Genomic DNA, 18,041 nt, shown 5'->3' with positions numbered 1-18,041 from the left:
ACAAGATCAAAAGATCGCAGCCTGCGGCAGCTCCTACAGGGAGGGCGAGGTGTCAGTTACCGCTCATGTACATAAGTGCCCGGCGAGGCCTCGCCTGCCGGATACGCCTTGTTGCCCAGTTTCAGTGGCGCCTTCTTCAGATTGCCCGAGCGCTCGGCCTGCCACGCCTGCCAGTACAGCCACCAGGAATCGGTGTGCTTGGTCGAATTTTCTTGCCAGTCATCGGCATTGGCGGCCATGCCTTCGCTGGTCATGTAACGCGATTTCGGGTTGCCCGGCGGGTTCAGGATGCTCTGGATATGCCCGCTGCTCGACAGCACGAACTCGACCTTGCCACCAAACAGCTGCGCCGACTTGTAGCAGGACTTCCACGGGGTGATGTGGTCGTTGGTGCCGGCCAGCGAGAAAATGTCGGCAGTGACCTGCTTGAGGTCGATCGGCGTGCCGCACACTTCCAGTGCATTGGGCCGAATCAGTGGGTTGTTTTTGAACATCTCGATCAGGTCGCCGTGGAACGCGGCGGGCAGTCGAGTCGTATCGTTGTTCCAGAACAGGATGTCGAACACCGGCGGCTCGTTGCCGAGCAGGTAGTTGTTGACCCAGTAGTTCCAGATCAGGTCATTGGGGCGCATCCACGCGAAGACCTTGGCCATGTCTTTGCCTTCGAGCACACCGGCCTGATAGGAGTGGCGCTTGGCGGTCTCCAGGGTCTGCTCGTCGACGAACAGGGCGACGTCGCTGTCCAGCGTGGTGTCGAGCACGCTGACCAGCAGCGTGAGGGCGTTGACCTTGTTCTCGCCGATCGCGGCATAGTGGCCGAGCAGGGCGGTGCAGGTAATGCCGCCGGAGCAGGCGCCGAGCATGTTCACGTCTTTGCTGCCGGTGATGGCCGTGACCACGTCGACGGCTTCCTTGAGCGCATCGATGTAAGTCGACAGGCCCCACTCGCGCTGGGCCTTGGTCGGATTGCGCCAGCTGACGATGAAGGTCTGCACGTTATTGCGCAGGCAGAAGCGCGCCAGACTCTTGTCCGGGCTCAAGTCGAACACGTAGAACTTGTTGATCTGTGGCGGCACCACGAGCAGAGGGCGCTCGTGGACTTGCTCGGTGATCGGCTTGTACTGGATCAGTTCCAGCACGTCGTTGCGAAACACCACCGCGCCTTCGGTCACGCCCAGGCTCTTGCCGACCTCGAACGCGCCCATGTTGACCTGGCTCGGCATGCCGCCGTTGTGCACCAGATCCTTGGCCAGATGCGAGAGGCCGTCGAGCAGGCTTTTGCCGCCGGTCTCGAAGAAGCGTTTGACCGCCGCCGGGTTGGCGGCGGTATTGGTCGGGGCCATGGCTTCGGTCATCAGGTTGATCACGAAGTGGCCGCGCGCGATGTCTTTGGGCGACAGGCTGCTGTCGTCGATCCAGGAATGGAGCTCCTTGCGCCACGCCAGGTAAGTTTGCAGATAACGTTTGTAGAGCGGGTTCTGACTCCACGCCGGGTCAACGAAGCGACGGTCATCGCTGGCCGGTTGCAGTTCGGATTTGCCGAACAGCACGTTCTTCAGTTCGAGGCCGAAATGGGTGACGTGCTTGACGCTATGGATCGGTTGTTTGATGGCCTGGGTCAGCACCATTCGAGCAGAGGCCAGCAGATCCTTTCCGCGTAGCCCAACGACGGGATTAAGCCCCAGGGTGTTTTCCGAGGCTTGGTACTTCAGGTCATCGTTATTCTTGTTACTCATCTACGACGCTCCATTGTCCTGAGACGAGTACCCGGTTTCAGCTGTGCAGTTCCACAGCCAATGCCAGGTACTACTGCTCGGGTGACCGTTAATTCTGCATAGCTGCTTTACAGTTCATAGAGCACTGCAGGGAACTTGCCAGCTCCATTGGTTACCCGAGTTTAATTTTTTTCGCAAGCAGCCGATCCTCGACCGCCAGGCGCAGCATTCAAACAGATGAATTTAGAAAATGCCCTCTAAAGAGCAAGAGTCTCGGACTAGAGCATCAGCTTGACAATCGACTGGTCCGGATCGCGGGTTTTTCCGGCGGCTTTGAGCTCGGCCAGATAATCGGCCCAGAGTGCGTCATAACGTCGCCCCAGCTCGTAGAGGTAATCCCAGGTGAACAAGCCGCTGTCGTGACCGTCGTCGAAGGTCAGTTTCAGTGCGTAGTGACCGGCCGGTTCCAGGCCGGTGAGGCCGACATTGAGCTTGCCGAATTGCAGGATCGGTTTGCCGTGGCCCTGGACCTCGGCGGAGGGAGAGTGCACGCGCAGAAATTCGGCGGGCAGGGTGTACTCCTCGCCGGACGCGTACTTGAGCGTCAGGGTTTTCGAGGCTTTGTGCAGTTTGATGTCGGTGGGGATCGTGGTCATTGCAGGTCATCCGACTGTGATGAACCCCTGTAGGAGCTGCCGCAGGCTGCGATCTTTTGATTTTGCTTTTCAAGATCAAAAGATCGCAGCCTGCGGCAGCTCCTACAGGGAAGAGTGACCTACAGGATATAACGGGACAGGTCTTCGTTCTGCGCCAATTCGCCCAGATGGCTGTTGACGTACGCAGCGTCGATCAGGATCGGCTGGTCGTCATGCGCGCTGGCCAGGTCGCCGGCACTGAACGACACCTCTTCCAGCAGACGCTCAAGCAGCGTGTGCAGACGACGGGCACCGATGTTCTCGGTCTTCTCGTTGACCTGCCAGGCGATCTCCGCCAGACGCTTGATGCCTTCCGGCTGGAACTGGATGTTCAGGCCTTCAGTCTTCAGCAGCGCGCAGTATTGCTCGGTGAGCGATGCGTGCGGCTCGCTGAGGATGCGCTCGAAGTCTTCCGGGCTCAGCGCCTTGAGTTCGACACGGATCGGCAGACGCCCTTGCAGCTCAGGCACCAGATCGCTCGGCTTGCTCAGGTGGAACGCACCGGAGGCGATGAACAGGATGTGGTCGGTCTTGACCATGCCCAGCTTGGTGTTGACGGTGCAGCCTTCGATCAGCGGCAGCAGGTCGCGCTGTACGCCTTCACGGGAGACATCGGCGCCGCCGACATTACCGCGTTTGGCGACCTTGTCGATTTCGTCGATGAACACGATGCCGTGTTGCTCGACCGCTTCCAGCGCCTTGGCCTTCAGCTCTTCTTCGTTGACCAGACGCCCGGCCTCTTCGTCGCGCACCAGTTTCAGCGCTTCTTTGACCTTGAGCTTGCGGGCTTTCTTCTTGCCCTTGCCCATGTTGGCGAACAGGTTCTGCAGCTGGCTGGTCATTTCTTCCATGCCAGGTGGTGTAGCGATCTCGATGCCGGCCACTTCGGCGACTTCGATCTCGATTTCCTTGTCGTCCAGCTGACCTTCACGCAGGCGCTTGCGGAACAGCTGACGGGTGTTGGAATCGCTGCTCGGGGTTTCTTCGTTACTGAAGCCCATGCGTGCCGGTGGCAGCAGTGCGTCGAGGATACGGTCCTCGGCAGCGTCTTCGGCACGATGACGCACGCGAGTCATTTCCTGCTCGCGGAGCATCTTGATCGCGGCGTCGGCCAGATCACGGATGATCGATTCGACGTCACGGCCAACGTAGCCGACTTCGGTGAATTTGGTCGCTTCGACCTTGATGAACGGCGCGTTGGCCAGCTTCGCCAGACGACGGGCGATTTCGGTTTTACCGACACCGGTCGGACCGATCATCAGAATGTTTTTCGGGGTCACTTCAACGCGCAGCTCTTCAGGCAGCTGCATGCGGCGCCAGCGGTTGCGCAGGGCAATCGCGACGGCGCGCTTGGCATCGTCCTGGCCGATGATATGGCGGTTGAGTTCGTGGACGATTTCGCGGGGAGTCATGGACATAGTAATTGACGGTCCTCAAGCAGAAACAAGCCGTGGCACTTAGGCCGCGTCAGGCTTATTCAGCGAGATCCTGCTCCTCAATGGTCTGAGTGTGGTTGGTGAATACACAGATGTCGCCGGCGATACCGAGGGCGGTTTCGACGATCTCACGGGCCGACAGGTCGGTCTTTTTCAGCAGCGCGCTGGCCGCAGCTTGCGCGTAGGCGCCGCCGGAACCCATGGCAATCAGGCCGTCTTCGGGTTCGACCACGTCACCGTTGCCGGTGATGATCAGCGAGGCGTCCTTGTTGGCGACCGCGAGCATGGCTTCGAGGCGGCTCAGGGAGCGGTCGGTGCGCCATTCTTTGGCGAGTTCGACAGCGGCGCGGATCAGGTGGCCCTGGTGTTTCTCGAGCTGGCCTTCGAAGCGTTCGAACAGGGTGAAGGCGTCGGCGGTGGCACCGGCGAAACCGGCGATGACCTGGCCGTGGTACAGGCGACGAACTTTCTTCGCGTTGCCTTTCATCACGGTATTGCCGAGAGAAACCTGGCCGTCGCCGCCCATGACGACTTTGCCGTGGCGGCGGACTGAAACGATGGTGGTCAAGGGAAGAGTCTCCACGCAGCGGGGCGAAAATGCCTTATGCCCATTCATATGGGGGTGCTGGAGAGGATTTCAACCGGGGGCGCAGAGAGGGGACGAGCGGTGATGAAGGGGTGGTGCAAATCTCTGTGGCGAGGGAGCTTGCTCCCGCTCGGCTGCGCAGCAGTCGTAAACCCGCAATCCCGGTCTGTCTGATGCACCGGATTTACAGGCTTTAGGGGCACTTCGCGCCCCAGCGGGAGCAAGCTCCCTCGCCACAAAGTCCGCCGAACGATTTACGTTCGGCGAGAGGTCAGCGGCTCTGGCGTTGTTGTAACAACAGGTTGCTGAAGCCACTGCCCGCCAGTTGTTTCTGTGCGGTGGTCAGCTGTTCGCGGTTGCTGAACGGGCCAACGAGTACGCGGTACCAGGTTTCATCCTTCACCGTGCCCGACTCAACCGAAACAGCCTGGCCCAGCAGAATGATCTGCGCCCGCACCTTGTCCGCGTCCGCCTCTTTGCGGAACGAACCGGCCTGGAGGAAGAACTTGGTCACCGGCGCCGCTTTCGCCACCGGTGGCGCTGGCGGCGGGGTAATCCCCGACAGCGCAGCCTGCGCCCGCGCGGTATCGATCTTCGCCGCTTCCGCCGGGGTGACCGGCGTGGTTGGCACTTGTGGCGTCGGCAGGGTTTTCTCCGGCACGGCGTCCGGCGGCACGATTACTTCCGATTCCGGCAGCAGGGTGTAGAAGTCGTACTTCGGCTTCACCGGTTGCGTCGGGCTCGGCGGGGTCTTGTTGGCCTCGGCGATCTTCGACGCTTTCTGCTGTTGCGCCTGCTCGACTTTCTCGCGCTTGACCGTGTCGCTGCCCTTGCCCGGCTCCAGTTTCATCAGGAATACGATGAACGCACCGACCGTCAGGCCGATGGCCATCCACAGCCAGCCCGGAATCGGTTGCTTTGCAGGAGCTTGATAACGGCTGGCGCCACGCTTGGGTGCAGGTTTTTTCTTGGCAGCCAACTTACATGCGCTCCAGAGTTTCCAGGCCCAGCAGTTCCAGGCCTTGCTTGAGAGTACGACCGGTCAGCGCGGCCAGGCGCAGACGGCTCTGCATCTGGGCCGGCGTCTCGGCGGCGAGGATCGGGCAGTTCTCGTAGAAGCTGGAGAACAGACAGGCGACGTCATACAGATAAGTGCAGAGGATGTGCGGCGTGCCTTTTTCCGCGACGTTGTTCAGCACTTCGGCGAACTGCGCCAGTTTTGCCGCCAGCTCGTGTTCGTGCTCGGCTTCGAGAACGATCTGGCCGTCGACTTCGCTGAAGTCCTTGCCCAGTTTGCGGAACACACCGGCCACGCGAGTGTAGGCGTACAGCAGATACGGCGCGGTGTTGCCTTCGAAATTCAGCATCAAGTCGAAGTTGAAGCTGTAGTCGCTGGTGCGGTGCTTGGACAGGTCGGCGTATTTCACCGCACCGATGCCTACGACCTTGGCGATGTTGCGCAGTTCGTCTTCGGCCAGCTCCGGGTTCTTTTCTTTCACCAGGTTGTAGGCACGTTCCTGCGCTTCGGTCAGCAGGTCGATCAGCTTCACGGTGCCGCCATCACGGGTCTTGAACGGACGGCCATCGGCGCCGTTCATGGTGCCGAAGCCCATGTGTTCCATTTCCATCGGATGGGTCACGAAACCGGCCTTGCGCGCCACGGCGAACACTTGCTGGAAGTGCAGGGCCTGACGCTGGTCGACGAAGTACAGCGCGCGATCAGCTTTCAGTTTGCCAGAACGGTAGCGCACGGCTGCCAGGTCAGTGGTGGCGTACAGGTAGCCGCCGTCAGCCTTGACGATGATCACTGGCAGCGGATCGCCGTCGGCGTTCTTGAACTCGTCGAGGAACACGCACTGGGCGCCGTTGCTCTCGACCAGCATGCCCGCGGCTTTGAGATCGTTGACCACGTTGATCAGGTCGTCGTTGTAGGCGCTTTCGCCCATCACGTCGGCCATGGTCAGTTTGACGTTGAGCAGTTCGTAGATCTTCTGGCAGTGCGACAGCGAGATGTCCTTGAACCGGGTCCACAGCGCCAGGCATTCGGCATCGCCGGCCTGCAGCTTGACCACCAGACCACGGGCGCGGTCGGCGAATTCTTCGGATTCGTCGAAACGCTGCTTGGCGGCGCGGTAGAAGTTTTCCAGATCCGACAGCTCATCGCTGGTGATCGGGTTTTCCTGCAGGTAAGCCATCAGCATGCCGAACTGGGTGCCCCAGTCGCCCACGTGGTTCTGGCGGATCACTTCGTCGCCGAGGAACTCGAGCACACGGGCCACGCCGTCGCCAATGATGGTCGAGCGCAAGTGGCCGACGTGCATCTCTTTGGCCAGGTTCGGCGCCGACAGGTCGACCACGGTGCGCTGCGCCGGGCCGGCCTTGCGCACGCCAACATGTGCGTCAGCCAGGGCGGCGTCAAGGCGCGAGGCCAGCGCCTGGGTGTTCTGGAAGAAATTGATGAAGCCTGGACCGGCGATTTCGGCCTTGGTGACGTTCTCGTCGGCCGGCAGCGCGGCGATGATTTTCTCCGCCAGATCGCGCGGCTTCATGCCCGCAGGCTTGGCCAGCATCATGGCGATGTTGCTGGCGAAGTCGCCGTGGGTCTTGTCACGGGCGTTCTCCACCTGAATCGCCGGCGTCAGGCCTTCAGGCAACACACCTTCGTTGACGAGTTGGGTGAGGGCTTGTTGGATCAGCTGGCGAATGGTGTCTTTCATGGTCTTCTCTTTCGACCGCAAGCGCGGCGGCGCATCGATGCGCGGGTGGAAAAACTGGGCATTATCCGTTGCGAAGACGGGCTTGCCAACCTTAGCAGGCAGGATGTGGATATGTGGTGACATTAAAAGCAAAAGATCGCAGCCTCTGGCAGCTCCTACAGGGAAACACGCTCGATTCTGTAGGAGCTGCCGCAGGCTGCGATCTTTTGATCTGCTAGTACAAATCGACCGGATCGACATCCAGCGACCAGCGCACCGCCCGCCCGCTCGGCATCTGCTCCAATTCCAGCAACCAGCTGGCGAGCAGTCGATGCAGCGGTGCCCGCGCTGCCGCCTGCACCAACAGCTGCGCCCGATAGCGACCGGCGCGGCGCTCCATCGGCGCCGGCACCGGCCCGAGCAGTTCGATCCCGCCCAGCTTCTGCTCGGCCAGCAAACGCTCGGCGGCGCTGCATGCCTCATCGAGGAAACTTTCGGCCTGCCCCGGTTTGTGCGCTTCGGCACGCAACAGGGCCAAGTGTGAAAACGGCGGCAGTCCCGCAGCGCGGCGCTCGCTCAGCGCCTGTTCGGCAAAGGCGAAGTAGCCCTGCTCGGTCAATTGCACCAATAAAGGATGGTCGGCCAGGTGGGTCTGGATGATCACCTTGCCCGGCTCTTCCGCCCGTCCGGCGCGCCCGGCCACCTGCACGATCAATTGCGCCATACGCTCGCTGGCGCGGAAGTCGCCGGAGAACAGTCCGCCGTCGGCATCCAGAATCGACACCAGCGTAACCCGAGGGAAGTGATGCCCCTTGGCCAACATTTGCGTGCCGACCAGAATGCACGGCTGTCCCTTCTGAATCGTCGCGAACAACTGATTCATCGCGTCCTTGCGCGAGGTACTGTCACGGTCAACGCGCAGCACCGGGTAATCCGGGAACAGAATCGCCAGGCGTTCTTCGGCGCGTTCGGTGCCGGCGCCGACCGGGCGCAGATCGACTTTATTGCACTTGGGGCATTGGCGCGGCGTGCGCTCGACGTTGCCACAGTGGTGGCAGCGCAGTTCGCCGTAGCGTTGGTGCACGGTCATTCGCGCGTCGCAGCGCGAGCACTCGGACATCCAGCCGCAATCGTGGCACAGCAACGTCGGCGCAAATCCACGCCGGTTGAGGAACACCAGCACCTGCTGGCCGGCGGCGAGGGTCTGGCCGATGGCTTGTTGCATCGGCCCGGAAATGCCGCTGTCCAGCGGACGGCTTTTCACGTCCAGCCGCAGGAAACGTGGTTGCCTGGCGCCGCCGGCCCTCTCGTTGAGGCGCAGCAGGCCATAGCGACCGGTGTAGGCGTTGTGCAGGCTTTCCAGCGAAGGCGTGGCGGAGCCGAGGACGATCGGGATGTTTTCCTGCCGCGCACGCACCAGCGCCAGATCCCGGGCGTGGTAGCGCAGGCCTTCCTGCTGTTTATAGGAGCCGTCGTGCTCTTCGTCGATGATGATCAGTCCCGGGTTTTTCATCGGGGTGAACAGCGCCGAGCGGGTGCCGATGATAATGTCGGCCTCGCCGTCGCGGGCGGCGAGCCAGGCGTCGAGGCGCTCGCGGTCGTTGACCGCCGAATGCAGCAGGGCGATGCGTGCGTTGAAGCGCTGCTCGAAACGCGCCAGGGTCTGCGGGCCGAGATTGATTTCGGGAATCAGCACCAGCGCCTGCTTGCCGGCTTCGAGGGTTTCGCGGATCAGTTGCAAATAGACTTCGGTCTTGCCGCTGCCGGTGACGCCCGCCAGCAGAAACGCGTGATAACTGTCGAACCCGGCGCGGATCGCTTCGTAAGCGGCGCGTTGTTCAGTGTTGAGTGGCAACTCCGGTTGGGCCAGCCAGTGTTCATGGCGCACGCCGGGCGCGTGCCGGCGGATTTCCACTTGCACAAGACCCTTGGCCAGCAGCAGGTCGAGGCTGTCCTTGCTCAGCATCAATTTGCTCAACAACTGATGAGCCACGCCGTGCGGGTGTTGCGCCAGCGTCGCCAGCGCTTCCCGTTGCCGGGGCGCACGGGCGATGCGCGGATCATCAAGGCTGGCGCCGGGCGCGACAGACCAGAAGCGCTCCTGACGGGCCTCCGCCAGTTCGCCCTGACGCAGCAGCACCGGCAGCGCCCAGCTCAAGGTATCGCCGAGACTGTGCTGGTAATACTGCGACGTCCACAGGCACAGCTTGAACAGCGCGGGGGGCAGCGGCGGTTCGACATCGAGCAGGGCCAGCGCCGGTTTGAGTTTTTCCAGCGGCACGTCGCTGGTGTCGGCCACCTCGACCAGAATCCCGATCATCTCCCGTCGCCCGAATGGCACCCGCAGGCGCATGCCCGGTTGCAACTGGGCGCGCTGCACCCCGGCCGGGGCCCGATAGTCGAACAGGCGGCGCAGAGGTGAAGGCAGGGCGAGGCGCAGAATGGCGTCGGGCACGCAGGGGGATCTCGATCAGCAGGCGATTAAAGGGACTGTGTACATAACCTGTGGGAGCGAGCCTGCTCGCGAAAGCGGTGTGTCAGGCGGCTGACAGGCTGGCTGATAGATCGTCTTCGCGAGCAGGCTCGCTCCCACACGGACAGCGCAATGGGCCGGGAGCCTAGCAGACGGTCGGTCTCAGGGACAGCTTGCGCGATTGGCATTGTCTGGTAGAATCCGCGGCCTAATTACGTGCGGTATTCAACAATAGTGTTGGGTGGCGGCACGCTAGCCTGAGGAATACACCATGAAAGCTGATATCCACCCGGATTACCCAGTAGTTGCTGTTACCTGCAGCTGCGGCAACAAGTTCGAAACCCGTTCGACCTTCGGCAAAGCCCTGGCGATCGACGTTTGCAACGAGTGCCACCCGTTCTACACCGGTAAGCAGAAGACTCTGGACACCGGTGGTCGCGTTCAGAAGTTCGCCGACCGTTTCGGTGCCTTCGGCGCCAAGAAGTAAGATTGGTCATCCTGGAAAGCCTCTGCGGTTTTTCAAGGCTGATGAAAAAGGCGTCCCTCGTGGGCGCCTTTTTTGTGTCCGCGATTTGGCTGTCCGGCGCCCAGGCCTTCTGCACCGCGCCCAAAGGGCTGAGTAGCGTTGCGGTACAGCGCGTGGTCGACGGTGACACCCTGCGCCTGAGCGATGGACGCAGCGTGCGGATGATCGGTCTCAACACGCCGGAACTGGGCAAGCAGGGCCGCAGTGATGAGCCCTTCGCCGTGGCGGCGCGCAAGCGCCTTGAAGCTTTGGTGGCGGACAGCGGCGGTCGGGTCGGTTTGCTGCCGGGCAAGCAGGCCAAAGACCATTACGGTCGCACCCTCGCGCATGTCTACAGTTCAAGTGGCGCCAATCTTGAAGCGCAAATGCTTGCAGAGGGTCTCGGTTTTCAAGTGGCGGTGGCACCGAATGTCGATCTGGTTGCCTGTCAGCAAACCGCCGAACAGCGTGCACGAACCGCTGGGCGCGGGGTCTGGCGCCAATCGCCTGTACTGAAAGCGCAGCAGATCCGCACTTCGGGGTTCGCCGTGGTCAGTGGGCGTGTGAGCAAGGTTCAGCGCAATCGTGGCGGAATCTGGATCGAGTTGCAGGGCTCGGTTGTACTGCGCGTTGCGCCCAATCTGCTCGGACAATTCGACAATACCCGGTTGCAGTCGCTCAAAGGCAGGCAGGTCGAGGCTCGCGGCTGGGTCGTTGACCGTTCACGGCGTGGCGGGTTGAAACCGGGTCAGCCGCGTTGGCTGCTGCCGTTGACCGATCCGTCGATGCTGCAAAGTGCGCGCTGAAGAAAAATTGTAGACATTTTTTCTATCGATTGTGAACAGTCTAGCCCTTGTGCGCCGTGGCTCTTGGCCCAAAGTCGTAGGACAGGGCGCTTGACAGGGGTGACCGCTCAGTCTTGTGGGGACTTTGCGAGGCGCGTATCCTCGCTGACCAGTCTGTCCAACAGTAAAAAGCGGAATGCCAAAATGTCTGATCTGAAAACTGCCGCTCTCGAATATCATGCCAATCCTCGTCCAGGGAAGCTGAGTGTCGAGCTCACCAAGGCCACTGCTACCGCCCGCGACCTGTCGCTGGCCTACAGCCCCGGCGTAGCTGAACCAGTGCGCGAGATCGCCCGCGATCCTGAACTGGCCTACAAATACACCGGCAAGGGCAACCTGGTTGCAGTCATTTCCGATGGCACCGCGATTCTGGGTCTGGGTAACCTCGGCCCACTGGCTTCCAAGCCGGTAATGGAAGGTAAAGGCGTACTGTTCAAGCGCTTCGCCGGCATCGACGTGTTCGACATCGAAGTCGACTCCGAAAGCCCGCAGGCCTTCATCGACACCGTAAAACGCATCTCCATCACCTTCGGTGGCATCAACCTGGAAGACATCAAGGCGCCTGAGTGCTTTGAGATCGAGCGCGCTCTGATCGAGCAGTGCGACATTCCGGTATTCCACGATGACCAGCATGGCACCGCGATCGTGACCGCTGCCGGCATGATCAACGCCCTGGAAATCGCCGGCAAAACCCTGCCGGAAGCCAAGATCGTCTGCCTCGGCGCTGGCGCTGCGGCCATCTCCTGCATGAAGTTGCTGGTGAGCATGGGCGCAAAAATCGAAAACATCTTCATGGTTGACCGTACCGGTGTGATCCACTCCGGCCGTGACGACCTGAACCAGTACAAAGCGGTATTCGCTCACGCCACCGACAAGCGCAGCCTGGCTGACGCTCTGCAAGGCGCTGACGTGTTCGTCGGTCTGTCCGGTCCGAACCTGCTGAGCGCTGAAGGCCTGCTGTCGATGGCAGCCAACCCGATTGTCTTTGCCTGCTCGAACCCGGATCCGGAAATCTCCCCGGAACTGGCGCACGCCACCCGCAGCGACGTGATCATGGCCACCGGTCGTTCCGACTACCCGAACCAGGTCAACAACGTACTGGGCTTCCCGTTCATCTTCCGTGGTGCCCTGGACGTTCGCGCCAAGCGCATCAACGAAGAAATGAAAGTGGCTGCGGCCAACGCCCTGCGCGAACTGGCCAAACTGCCAGTGCCACAGGACGTGTGCGACGCCTACGGTGGTGCGCCGCTGGAATTCGGCCGTGAGTACATCATTCCGAAGCCAATGGACAAGCGCCTGATCACCCTGATCTCCGACGCTGTGGCCAAAGCCGCGATCGAGACCGGTGTGGCCACCCTGCCGTATCCGAAGAACTACCCGCTGAAAAGCGTGGATGACGTGTTCAACGGCTAAGCCGTTGTAGCGCTTCAACGAAAGCCCCGGCTTGTGAGAGTCGGGGCTTTTTGTTTGGCAGATCAAAAGATCGCAGCCTGCGGCAGCTCCTACAGTTGGCCTTGGTGGCGGCCGATTTCGCGGATCGGCGCCGATTCTGTAGGAGCTGCCGCAGGCTGCGATCTTTTGATCTTGCTTTTAAGCACAAAAAAGCCCCGCGCTTCTCACGAAGGCGGGGCTTTTTGCTTGGGCTGGATCAGAACAGATCGATCGGCGCCTGTTCATCCGCTGGCAGCGGGCTGCCCGGTACGGCACCGTTGCCCAGTTCATTCACCGAAGGCGGCGTGTCTTCGGCCTTGAACAGCTCGAAGTAGGCACCCGGTGTGCTCGGGGTGGCGGCACGGCCGCTGACCGGATCCACTCGTAGGCTGAGGATGCCTTCCGGCTCAGGCTGCACATGCGGCGGCTTGTCCTTGAGCGCGGCCGACATATAGTTCATCCAGATCGGCAGCGCCACGGTGCCACCGAACTCGCGGCGACCGAGGCTCTCCGGCTGGTCAAAACCGGTCCACACGGTGGTCACGTAATCGGCGTTGTAACCGGAGAACCATGCATCCTTCGATTCGTTGGTGGTACCGGTCTTGCCCGCGATGTCGCTGCGACCCATGGCCAGCGCGCGGCGGCCGGTGCCGAGCTTGATCACGTCCTGCAGCATGCTGTTGAGGATGTACGTGGTGCGGCCATCGACAATTCGCTCAGCCACCGCAGGCGTTTGTGGCGCAGTCGCAGCGCCCGGGGCTTCACCCGGAGCCGCGGCGGCGTTGACAGTAATCGGCTGAGGCGTCGGCGCGGCGATGCCATCGGTCGCCGAGCCGCCCTGTGGCACGGTCGGCGGGTTGGCGACGAACAGCGTGTCGCCGTTGCGGCTTTCGATCTTGTCGATGATGTACGGGGTGATTTTGTAGCCGCCGTTGGCGAAAGTGCTCCAGCCGGTAGCGATCTCCATCGGGGTCAGGGTCGCGGTGCCCAGCGCCAGCGACAGGTTCGGCGGCAGGTCCTGCTTGTTGAAACCGAAGCGGGTGATGTAGTCGATGGTCTTGCCGACACCCATCGCCTGCAACAAACGGATCGACACCAGGTTACGCGACTTGTACAGCGCCTCGCGCAAGCGGATCGGGCCGAGGAAGGTGTTGGTGTCGTTCTTCGGCCGCCAGACTTTGTCCAGGTACTCGTCGACGAACACGATCGGGGCGTCGTTGACCAGGGTCGCGGCGGTGTAACCGCTGTCCAGCGCAGCGCTGTAGACGAACGGCTTGAAGCTCGAACCCGGCTGACGCTTGGCCTGCAGGGCGCGGTTGTAGTTGCTCTGTTCGAAGGCGAAACCACCGACCAGCGAGCGAATCGCGCCGTTCTGTGGATCCAGCGACACCAGCGCGCCTTGCGCCTGCGGGATCTGGCTGAACTTCAGCGAATTGTTCGGCTGACGCTGCACGCGAATCAGGTCGCCGACCTGCGCCACGTCCGACGGCTGACGCGGTGCGGCGCCCATGCTGTTGGTATTGAGGAACGGGCGCGCCCATTTCATGGTGTCCCAGGCGACGTGCTCTTCGCCGGTACGGGTCAGCACCTGCAAGCCATTCTTGTCGACCTGGGTGACGATGGCCGGCTCCAGGCTGCTGATGGTGCGCTGCTTGGTCAGTTCGGTGGCCCACGCTTCGTGAGTCTTGCCCGGCAGGCGCGACTCGGGGCCACGGTAGCCGTGACGCTGGTCGTAGGTCATCAGGCCTTCGTGCAACGCGGTGTTGGCCATTTCCTGCAGGTTGCTCGGCACGGTGGTGGTGACGCGGAAACCTTCTGTATAGGCGTCGCTGCCATAGCGGCCGACCATTTCCGCACGGGCCATCTCGGCGATGTACGGTGCGTTCACTTCCGGGGTCGGTACGTGATAGCTGGCGTTCAGCGGCTCGTTGATCGCGGCGGTGTAGTCGGCTTCGGAAATTTTTCCAAGCTTGTACATGCGGCCGAGGATCCAGTCGCGGCGTTCCTTGCTGCGCGCCGGGTTGGCCAGCGGGTTGAAGCGCGACGGGGCTTTTGGCAGGCCGGCGATCATTGCCATCTGCGCCAGGCTGACGTCGCGGATCGACTTGCCGTAATACACCTGAGCCGCCGCCTCGATGCCATAGGCGCGGTTACCCAGATAAATCTTGTTTACGTACAGCTCAAGGATCTCGTCCTTGGTCAACTGCCGTTCGATCTGCAGGGCCAGGAGAATCTCGGTGGTTTTGCGCGAGAAGCTGCGTTCGCTGGTCAGGAAGAAGTTCTTCGCCACCTGCATGGTGATGGTGCTGCCGCCGGACTGGATGTGCCCGCTTTTGACCAGTTGGGTCGCGGCCCGCATCAGGCTGCTCGGATCGACGCCATAGTGGTTGGCGAAATTGTCGTCTTCAGCACTTAGTAATGCATTTATGAAATTGGGCGGAATGTCGGCGAAACGGATCGGAGTGCGGCGCATTTCGCCAAATTCTGCGATCAACTTGTTGTCGCTGCTGTAGACCCGCAGCGGAATCTGCAACTGAATGCTTCTCAGCGCCTCCACAGACGGCAAACCCGGACTAAGGTAAAGAAACGCGCCGCTGAGACCTAAAAGCAGTCCGCAGAAAACGGCGACGATGGACCAACCGAAAAATTTCAGCAGACGAATCAAGGCTTTTGGGCATCCAGGGCAAAGAATGAATGTGGCGACAGGGTTCCGGTAACACACGGAACAGCCTGGGCCGGCAGTAAAAAGCGGAAAAAAACGCTGGGCATTATAAGCACTTTTCTGCTGGGGGCGTCATTTGCGCTTCTGTCAAGGCGGGGTGAAGGAACGCAATGCGTATTACAGAGTCCGTAACTCACGGAAAGTCATAGGGAATTGGTAGTGCTGGGACTCTTCAATAAAAAGACCAATGCGTTACTGGGGATCGACATCAGCTCCACTTCGGTGAAGCTTTTGGAACTGAGCCGTCAGGGTGACCGCTACCGCGTCGAGGCCTACGCGGTTGAGCCGCTGCCGCCCAACGCCGTGGTTGAAAAGAACATCGCCGAGCTCGAAGGCGTGGGCAATGCCTTGTCCCGCGTGCTGGTCAAGGCGCGGACCGGCCTCAAAAGCGTGGCGGTGGCGGTGGCCGGTTCAGCGGTGATTACCAAGATCATCGAGATGGATGCCGGGCTGACCGATGACGAACTGGAAAACCAGCTCAAGATCGAGGCCGATCAATACATCCCCTATCCGCTGGACGAGGTCGCTATCGATTTCGAGGTCCAGGGTGTGTCGCCGCGCAACCCGGAGCGGGTCAACGTGCTGCTGGCCGCCTGTCGCAAGGAGAATGTCGAAGTGCGCGAGGCAGCGCTGGCGCTGGCCGGGCTGACTGCGCGCGTGGTCGACGTCGAGGCCTACGCGCTGGAACGCTCGTTCGGCCTGCTCGCCACTCAATTGGCCGCCTCGCAGGAGCGCCTGACTGTCGCCGTGGTGGACATCGGCGCCACCATGACCACCCTCAGCGTCCTGCACAACGGCCGCATCATCTATACCCGCGAGCAACTGTTCGGTGGCCGGCAACTGACCGAGGAAATCCAGCGCCGCTACGGTCTGACCGTCGAGCAGGCCGGACTGGCGAAAAAGCAGGGCGGTCTGCCGGATGACTATGTCAGCGAGGTGTTGCAGCCATTCCGTGACGCCCTGGTGCAGCAGGTCTCGCGCTCATTGCAGTTCTTTTTCGCCTCCGGGCAGTACCATTCTGTCGATCATATTCTGCTGGCCGGCGGCACAGCCTCGGTACCGGGGCTGGATCGCCTGATCGAGCAGCGTCTGGGCACCCCGACCCAGGTCGCCAACCCGTTTTCCGACATGTCCTTGAGCAGCAAGGTCAACGCCGGGGCCCTGGCCAGTGACGCGCCGGCCCTGATGATCGCCTGCGGGCTCGCGCTCAGGAGTTTCGACTGATGGCGCGGATCAACCTTCTCCCCTGGCGTGAAGAGCGCCGCGAAGAGCGGCGCAAGCGCTTCCTGCTGATTCTCATCGGGGTCTTCGTCGGCTCGGTGGGCGCGGTATTTATCGCCGATCAGGTCTTCAGTACCGCCATCGAGCGGCAGGCCGCACGCAATGCCTACATCGGCAAACAGATTGCCGTGGTCGACGAACGAATCAAGCAGATCAGCGAACTCAAGGCACGGCGCCAGCAACTGGTCGAGCGCATGCGCATCATCCAGGACTTGCAGGGCAACCGGCAGATCAGCGGGCGGATCTTCGACCAACTGGCGCGCACGCTGCCGGACGGGGTGTATTTCACCAGCGTGAAACTGGCCGGCAAGACGCTGTCGATCAGCGGCGCGGCGGAGTCGAACAATCGCGTTTCGGAGCTGATGCGCAATCTGGACGCCTCCGACTGGTTCGACGCGCCGAGTCTCAATGAAGTGAAAGCGACGACTGCCGGTCAGGTGGACCAGGCCAACGTCTTTCAGCTGACCGTTCGTCAGACCCAGCCGGCTGTGACGGAGGGCGACAAATGAAACCGTCCGAATGGCTGCAAAGTCTGCGCAATATCGACTTCAACGATCTGGACACCAGCAATATCGGCTCCTGGCCGGCCGCGGTGAAAAGCATCGCGGGAGTGTTCCTGGCGGTGCTGGTGCTGGCGCTTGGCTACAACTTTTTCATCAGCGACATGGAAAACCAGCTGGAAGCCAGGCGTCAGGAAGAAGACACCTTGAAAGAGCAATTCGCCAGCAAGGCGCGCATGGCCGCCAACCTGGAGTTGTACACCCAGCAGATGAAGGAGATGGAAAACACTTTTGGCGTGCTCCTGCGGCAGTTGCCCAGCGACACCGAAGTCCCGGGATTACTCGAAGACATCACCCGCACCGGGCTGGGCAGCGGTCTCGAATTCGAAGAGATCAAACTGCTGCCGGAAGTGACTCAGCCGTTCTACATCGAGTTGCCGATCCAGATCACCGTCACCGGGGCTTACCACGACCTTGCGACGTTCGTCAGTGGGGTTGCCGGGTTGCCACGGATCGTCACCTTGCACGATTTCGAACTGGCACCTGCCAGCCCCGACGGCGGGACGAAGCTGCGTATGAACATCCTCGCCAAGACATACCGCTACAACGACAAGGGGTTGGACAAATGACCCCGATTCGTTTTTTCGCCCTGTCAGTGCTGTTGTTCGGCCTCAGTGGTTGCGGCAGCAGTGACGAGTTCAGTGACCTCGACGCTTACATGAACGAAGTACGTCTGCGGCCGGCCGGCCGGATCGAGCCGACGCCGACGTTTCATTCCTATCCCACGTTCACCTACAGCGCGGCCAACCTGCGCAGCCCGTTCTCGCGTCAGGTGCGAGTCGATCTGGCCGGGCACCAGCGCGGCTCGCGTAACGTCAAACCCGACCCCAACCGGGTCAAGCAATACCTCGAAGGCTTCAACATCGAGCAGTTTGAAATGGTCGGCACGATCTCCAATGCTTCCGGCTCCTTTGCGTTGCTGCGTGGGGCGGGCGGTGTGCATCGGTTGAAAGTCGGCGACTACCTGGGGCGCAACGATGGGCGCATTGTCGCTATCAGCGCCACTCAGGTCGATGTGGTCGAGATCGTGCCCGACGGCGAAGGCGCCTGGCTGGAACGTCCGCGCACCATTCCTTTGAAAGAGCACTCATAGTGG

At 61.4% G+C, this 18,041-nt stretch carries 15 protein-coding genes; 7 read left to right on the top strand and 8 right to left on the bottom strand.

From position 1 onward, the window contains the following. Positions 1-56 precede the first annotated feature (56 nt). The 7 genes from phaC to L6D63_RS01385 all read right to left on the bottom strand — a co-directional run bounded on the left by phaC (position 57) and on the right by L6D63_RS01385 (position 9,583). The gene (gene phaC / locus L6D63_RS01415; RefSeq protein ID WP_041074938.1) at positions 57-1,736 is read right to left on the bottom strand and encodes a class II poly(R)-hydroxyalkanoic acid synthase; all 1,680 of its coding nucleotides are present in this window, start codon (positions 1,734-1,736) and stop codon (positions 57-59) included. Positions 1,737-1,993: 257 nt separating this feature from the next. Next, the gene (locus tag L6D63_RS01410) at positions 1,994-2,371 is read right to left on the bottom strand and encodes a gamma-butyrobetaine hydroxylase family protein (RefSeq protein ID WP_095667750.1); all 378 of its coding nucleotides are present in this window, start codon (positions 2,369-2,371) and stop codon (positions 1,994-1,996) included. Between the two features lie 119 nt (positions 2,372-2,490). Further along, positions 2,491-3,828, bottom strand: coding sequence for an ATP-dependent protease ATPase subunit HslU (gene hslU, locus L6D63_RS01405; protein ID WP_047290886.1), 1,338 nt, complete (start codon positions 3,826-3,828; stop codon positions 2,491-2,493). 55 nt (positions 3,829-3,883) lie between these two features. Continuing rightward, positions 3,884-4,414 (bottom strand): ATP-dependent protease subunit HslV, encoded by a 531-nt coding sequence (hslV, locus tag L6D63_RS01400; RefSeq protein WP_007968352.1) that lies wholly within the window; start codon positions 4,412-4,414, stop codon positions 3,884-3,886. 289 nt (positions 4,415-4,703) lie between these two features. Further along, entirely contained in the window at positions 4,704-5,411 is a 708-nt protein-coding gene (locus L6D63_RS01395) for an SPOR domain-containing protein (protein WP_041074932.1), read from the bottom strand. A gap of 1 nt (position 5,412) precedes the next feature. Next, on the bottom strand, positions 5,413-7,149 hold the full coding sequence (gene argS / locus L6D63_RS01390; RefSeq protein WP_131670925.1) for an arginine--tRNA ligase: 1,737 nt from the start codon (positions 7,147-7,149) through the stop codon (positions 5,413-5,415). Positions 7,150-7,363: 214 nt separating this feature from the next. Then, complete coding sequence (locus tag L6D63_RS01385) at positions 7,364-9,583, bottom strand: primosomal protein N' (RefSeq protein ID WP_047290888.1); 2,220 nt, start codon at positions 9,581-9,583, stop codon at positions 7,364-7,366. 289 nt (positions 9,584-9,872) lie between these two features. Between L6D63_RS01385 and rpmE the strand changes: the two genes are divergently transcribed. From rpmE to L6D63_RS01370, 3 genes are all read left to right on the top strand, one after another. Continuing rightward, positions 9,873-10,088, top strand: coding sequence for a 50S ribosomal protein L31 (gene rpmE / locus L6D63_RS01380; protein ID WP_041074926.1), 216 nt, complete (start codon positions 9,873-9,875; stop codon positions 10,086-10,088). Positions 10,089-10,129: 41 nt separating this feature from the next. After that, positions 10,130-10,912: a thermonuclease family protein gene (locus L6D63_RS01375; protein ID WP_131670926.1), complete on the top strand. Its 783-nt coding sequence runs from the start codon at positions 10,130-10,132 to the stop codon at positions 10,910-10,912. A gap of 183 nt (positions 10,913-11,095) precedes the next feature. After that, positions 11,096-12,364 (top strand): malic enzyme-like NAD(P)-binding protein, encoded by a 1,269-nt coding sequence (locus tag L6D63_RS01370; RefSeq protein WP_041074924.1) that lies wholly within the window; start codon positions 11,096-11,098, stop codon positions 12,362-12,364. Between the two features lie 235 nt (positions 12,365-12,599). Here L6D63_RS01370 and L6D63_RS01365 read toward each other — a convergent pair whose 3' ends face one another. Then, positions 12,600-15,047 carry a penicillin-binding protein 1A gene (locus L6D63_RS01365; RefSeq protein ID WP_121183294.1) on the bottom strand — a complete coding sequence of 816 codons (2,448 nt, stop codon included), beginning with the start codon at positions 15,045-15,047 and terminating at the stop codon, positions 12,600-12,602. A 216-nt stretch (positions 15,048-15,263) separates the two neighbouring features. Between L6D63_RS01365 and L6D63_RS01360 the strand changes: the two genes are divergently transcribed. The 4 genes from L6D63_RS01360 to L6D63_RS01345 are packed head-to-tail and all read left to right on the top strand — an operon-like array spanning position 15,264 to position 18,038. Next, entirely contained in the window at positions 15,264-16,328 is a 1,065-nt protein-coding gene (locus L6D63_RS01360) for a pilus assembly protein PilM (RefSeq protein ID WP_047290890.1), read from the top strand. Then, the gene (locus tag L6D63_RS01355; RefSeq protein ID WP_047290891.1) at positions 16,328-16,894 is read left to right on the top strand and encodes a PilN domain-containing protein; all 567 of its coding nucleotides are present in this window, start codon (positions 16,328-16,330) and stop codon (positions 16,892-16,894) included. Before L6D63_RS01360 ends, L6D63_RS01355 begins: the two co-directional genes overlap by 1 nt. Then, on the top strand, positions 16,891-17,514 hold the full coding sequence (pilO, locus tag L6D63_RS01350) for a type 4a pilus biogenesis protein PilO (protein ID WP_047290892.1): 624 nt from the start codon (positions 16,891-16,893) through the stop codon (positions 17,512-17,514). The genes L6D63_RS01355 and pilO overlap by 4 nt, the downstream gene beginning before the upstream one ends. Then, on the top strand, positions 17,511-18,038 hold the full coding sequence (locus L6D63_RS01345; RefSeq protein WP_047290893.1) for a pilus assembly protein PilP: 528 nt from the start codon (positions 17,511-17,513) through the stop codon (positions 18,036-18,038). The genes pilO and L6D63_RS01345 overlap by 4 nt, the downstream gene beginning before the upstream one ends. The last annotated feature ends 3 nt before the right edge of the window (positions 18,039-18,041 follow it).

Source organism: Pseudomonas parakoreensis (assembly GCF_021602155.1).
In the GTDB taxonomy this organism is placed as follows: domain Bacteria; phylum Pseudomonadota; class Gammaproteobacteria; order Pseudomonadales; family Pseudomonadaceae; genus Aquipseudomonas; species Aquipseudomonas parakoreensis.
Note: the sequence above shows the minus strand (reverse complement) of the source record. Positions and strands in the feature narration are given on the sequence as shown.

What these genes read in the sequence shown, in the direction of transcription:
- L6D63_RS01375 (WP_131670926.1), top strand. Translation starts at nt 10,130, where the DNA reads ATGAAAAAGGCGTCCCTCGTGGGCGCCTTTTTTGTGTCCGCGATTTGG.
- L6D63_RS01410 (WP_095667750.1), bottom strand. Translation starts at nt 2,371, where the DNA reads ATGACCACGATCCCCACCGACATCAAACTGCACAAAGCCTCGAAAACC.
- phaC (WP_041074938.1), bottom strand. Translation starts at nt 1,736, where the DNA reads ATGAGTAACAAGAATAACGATGACCTGAAGTACCAAGCCTCGGAAAAC.
- L6D63_RS01370 (WP_041074924.1), top strand. Translation starts at nt 11,096, where the DNA reads ATGTCTGATCTGAAAACTGCCGCTCTCGAATATCATGCCAATCCTCGT.
- hslU (WP_047290886.1), bottom strand. Translation starts at nt 3,828, where the DNA reads ATGTCCATGACTCCCCGCGAAATCGTCCACGAACTCAACCGCCATATC.
- argS (WP_131670925.1), bottom strand. Translation starts at nt 7,149, where the DNA reads ATGAAAGACACCATTCGCCAGCTGATCCAACAAGCCCTCACCCAACTC.
- L6D63_RS01345 (WP_047290893.1), top strand. Translation starts at nt 17,511, where the DNA reads ATGACCCCGATTCGTTTTTTCGCCCTGTCAGTGCTGTTGTTCGGCCTC.
- rpmE (WP_041074926.1), top strand. Translation starts at nt 9,873, where the DNA reads ATGAAAGCTGATATCCACCCGGATTACCCAGTAGTTGCTGTTACCTGC.
- L6D63_RS01355 (WP_047290891.1), top strand. Translation starts at nt 16,328, where the DNA reads ATGGCGCGGATCAACCTTCTCCCCTGGCGTGAAGAGCGCCGCGAAGAG.
- pilO (WP_047290892.1), top strand. Translation starts at nt 16,891, where the DNA reads ATGAAACCGTCCGAATGGCTGCAAAGTCTGCGCAATATCGACTTCAAC.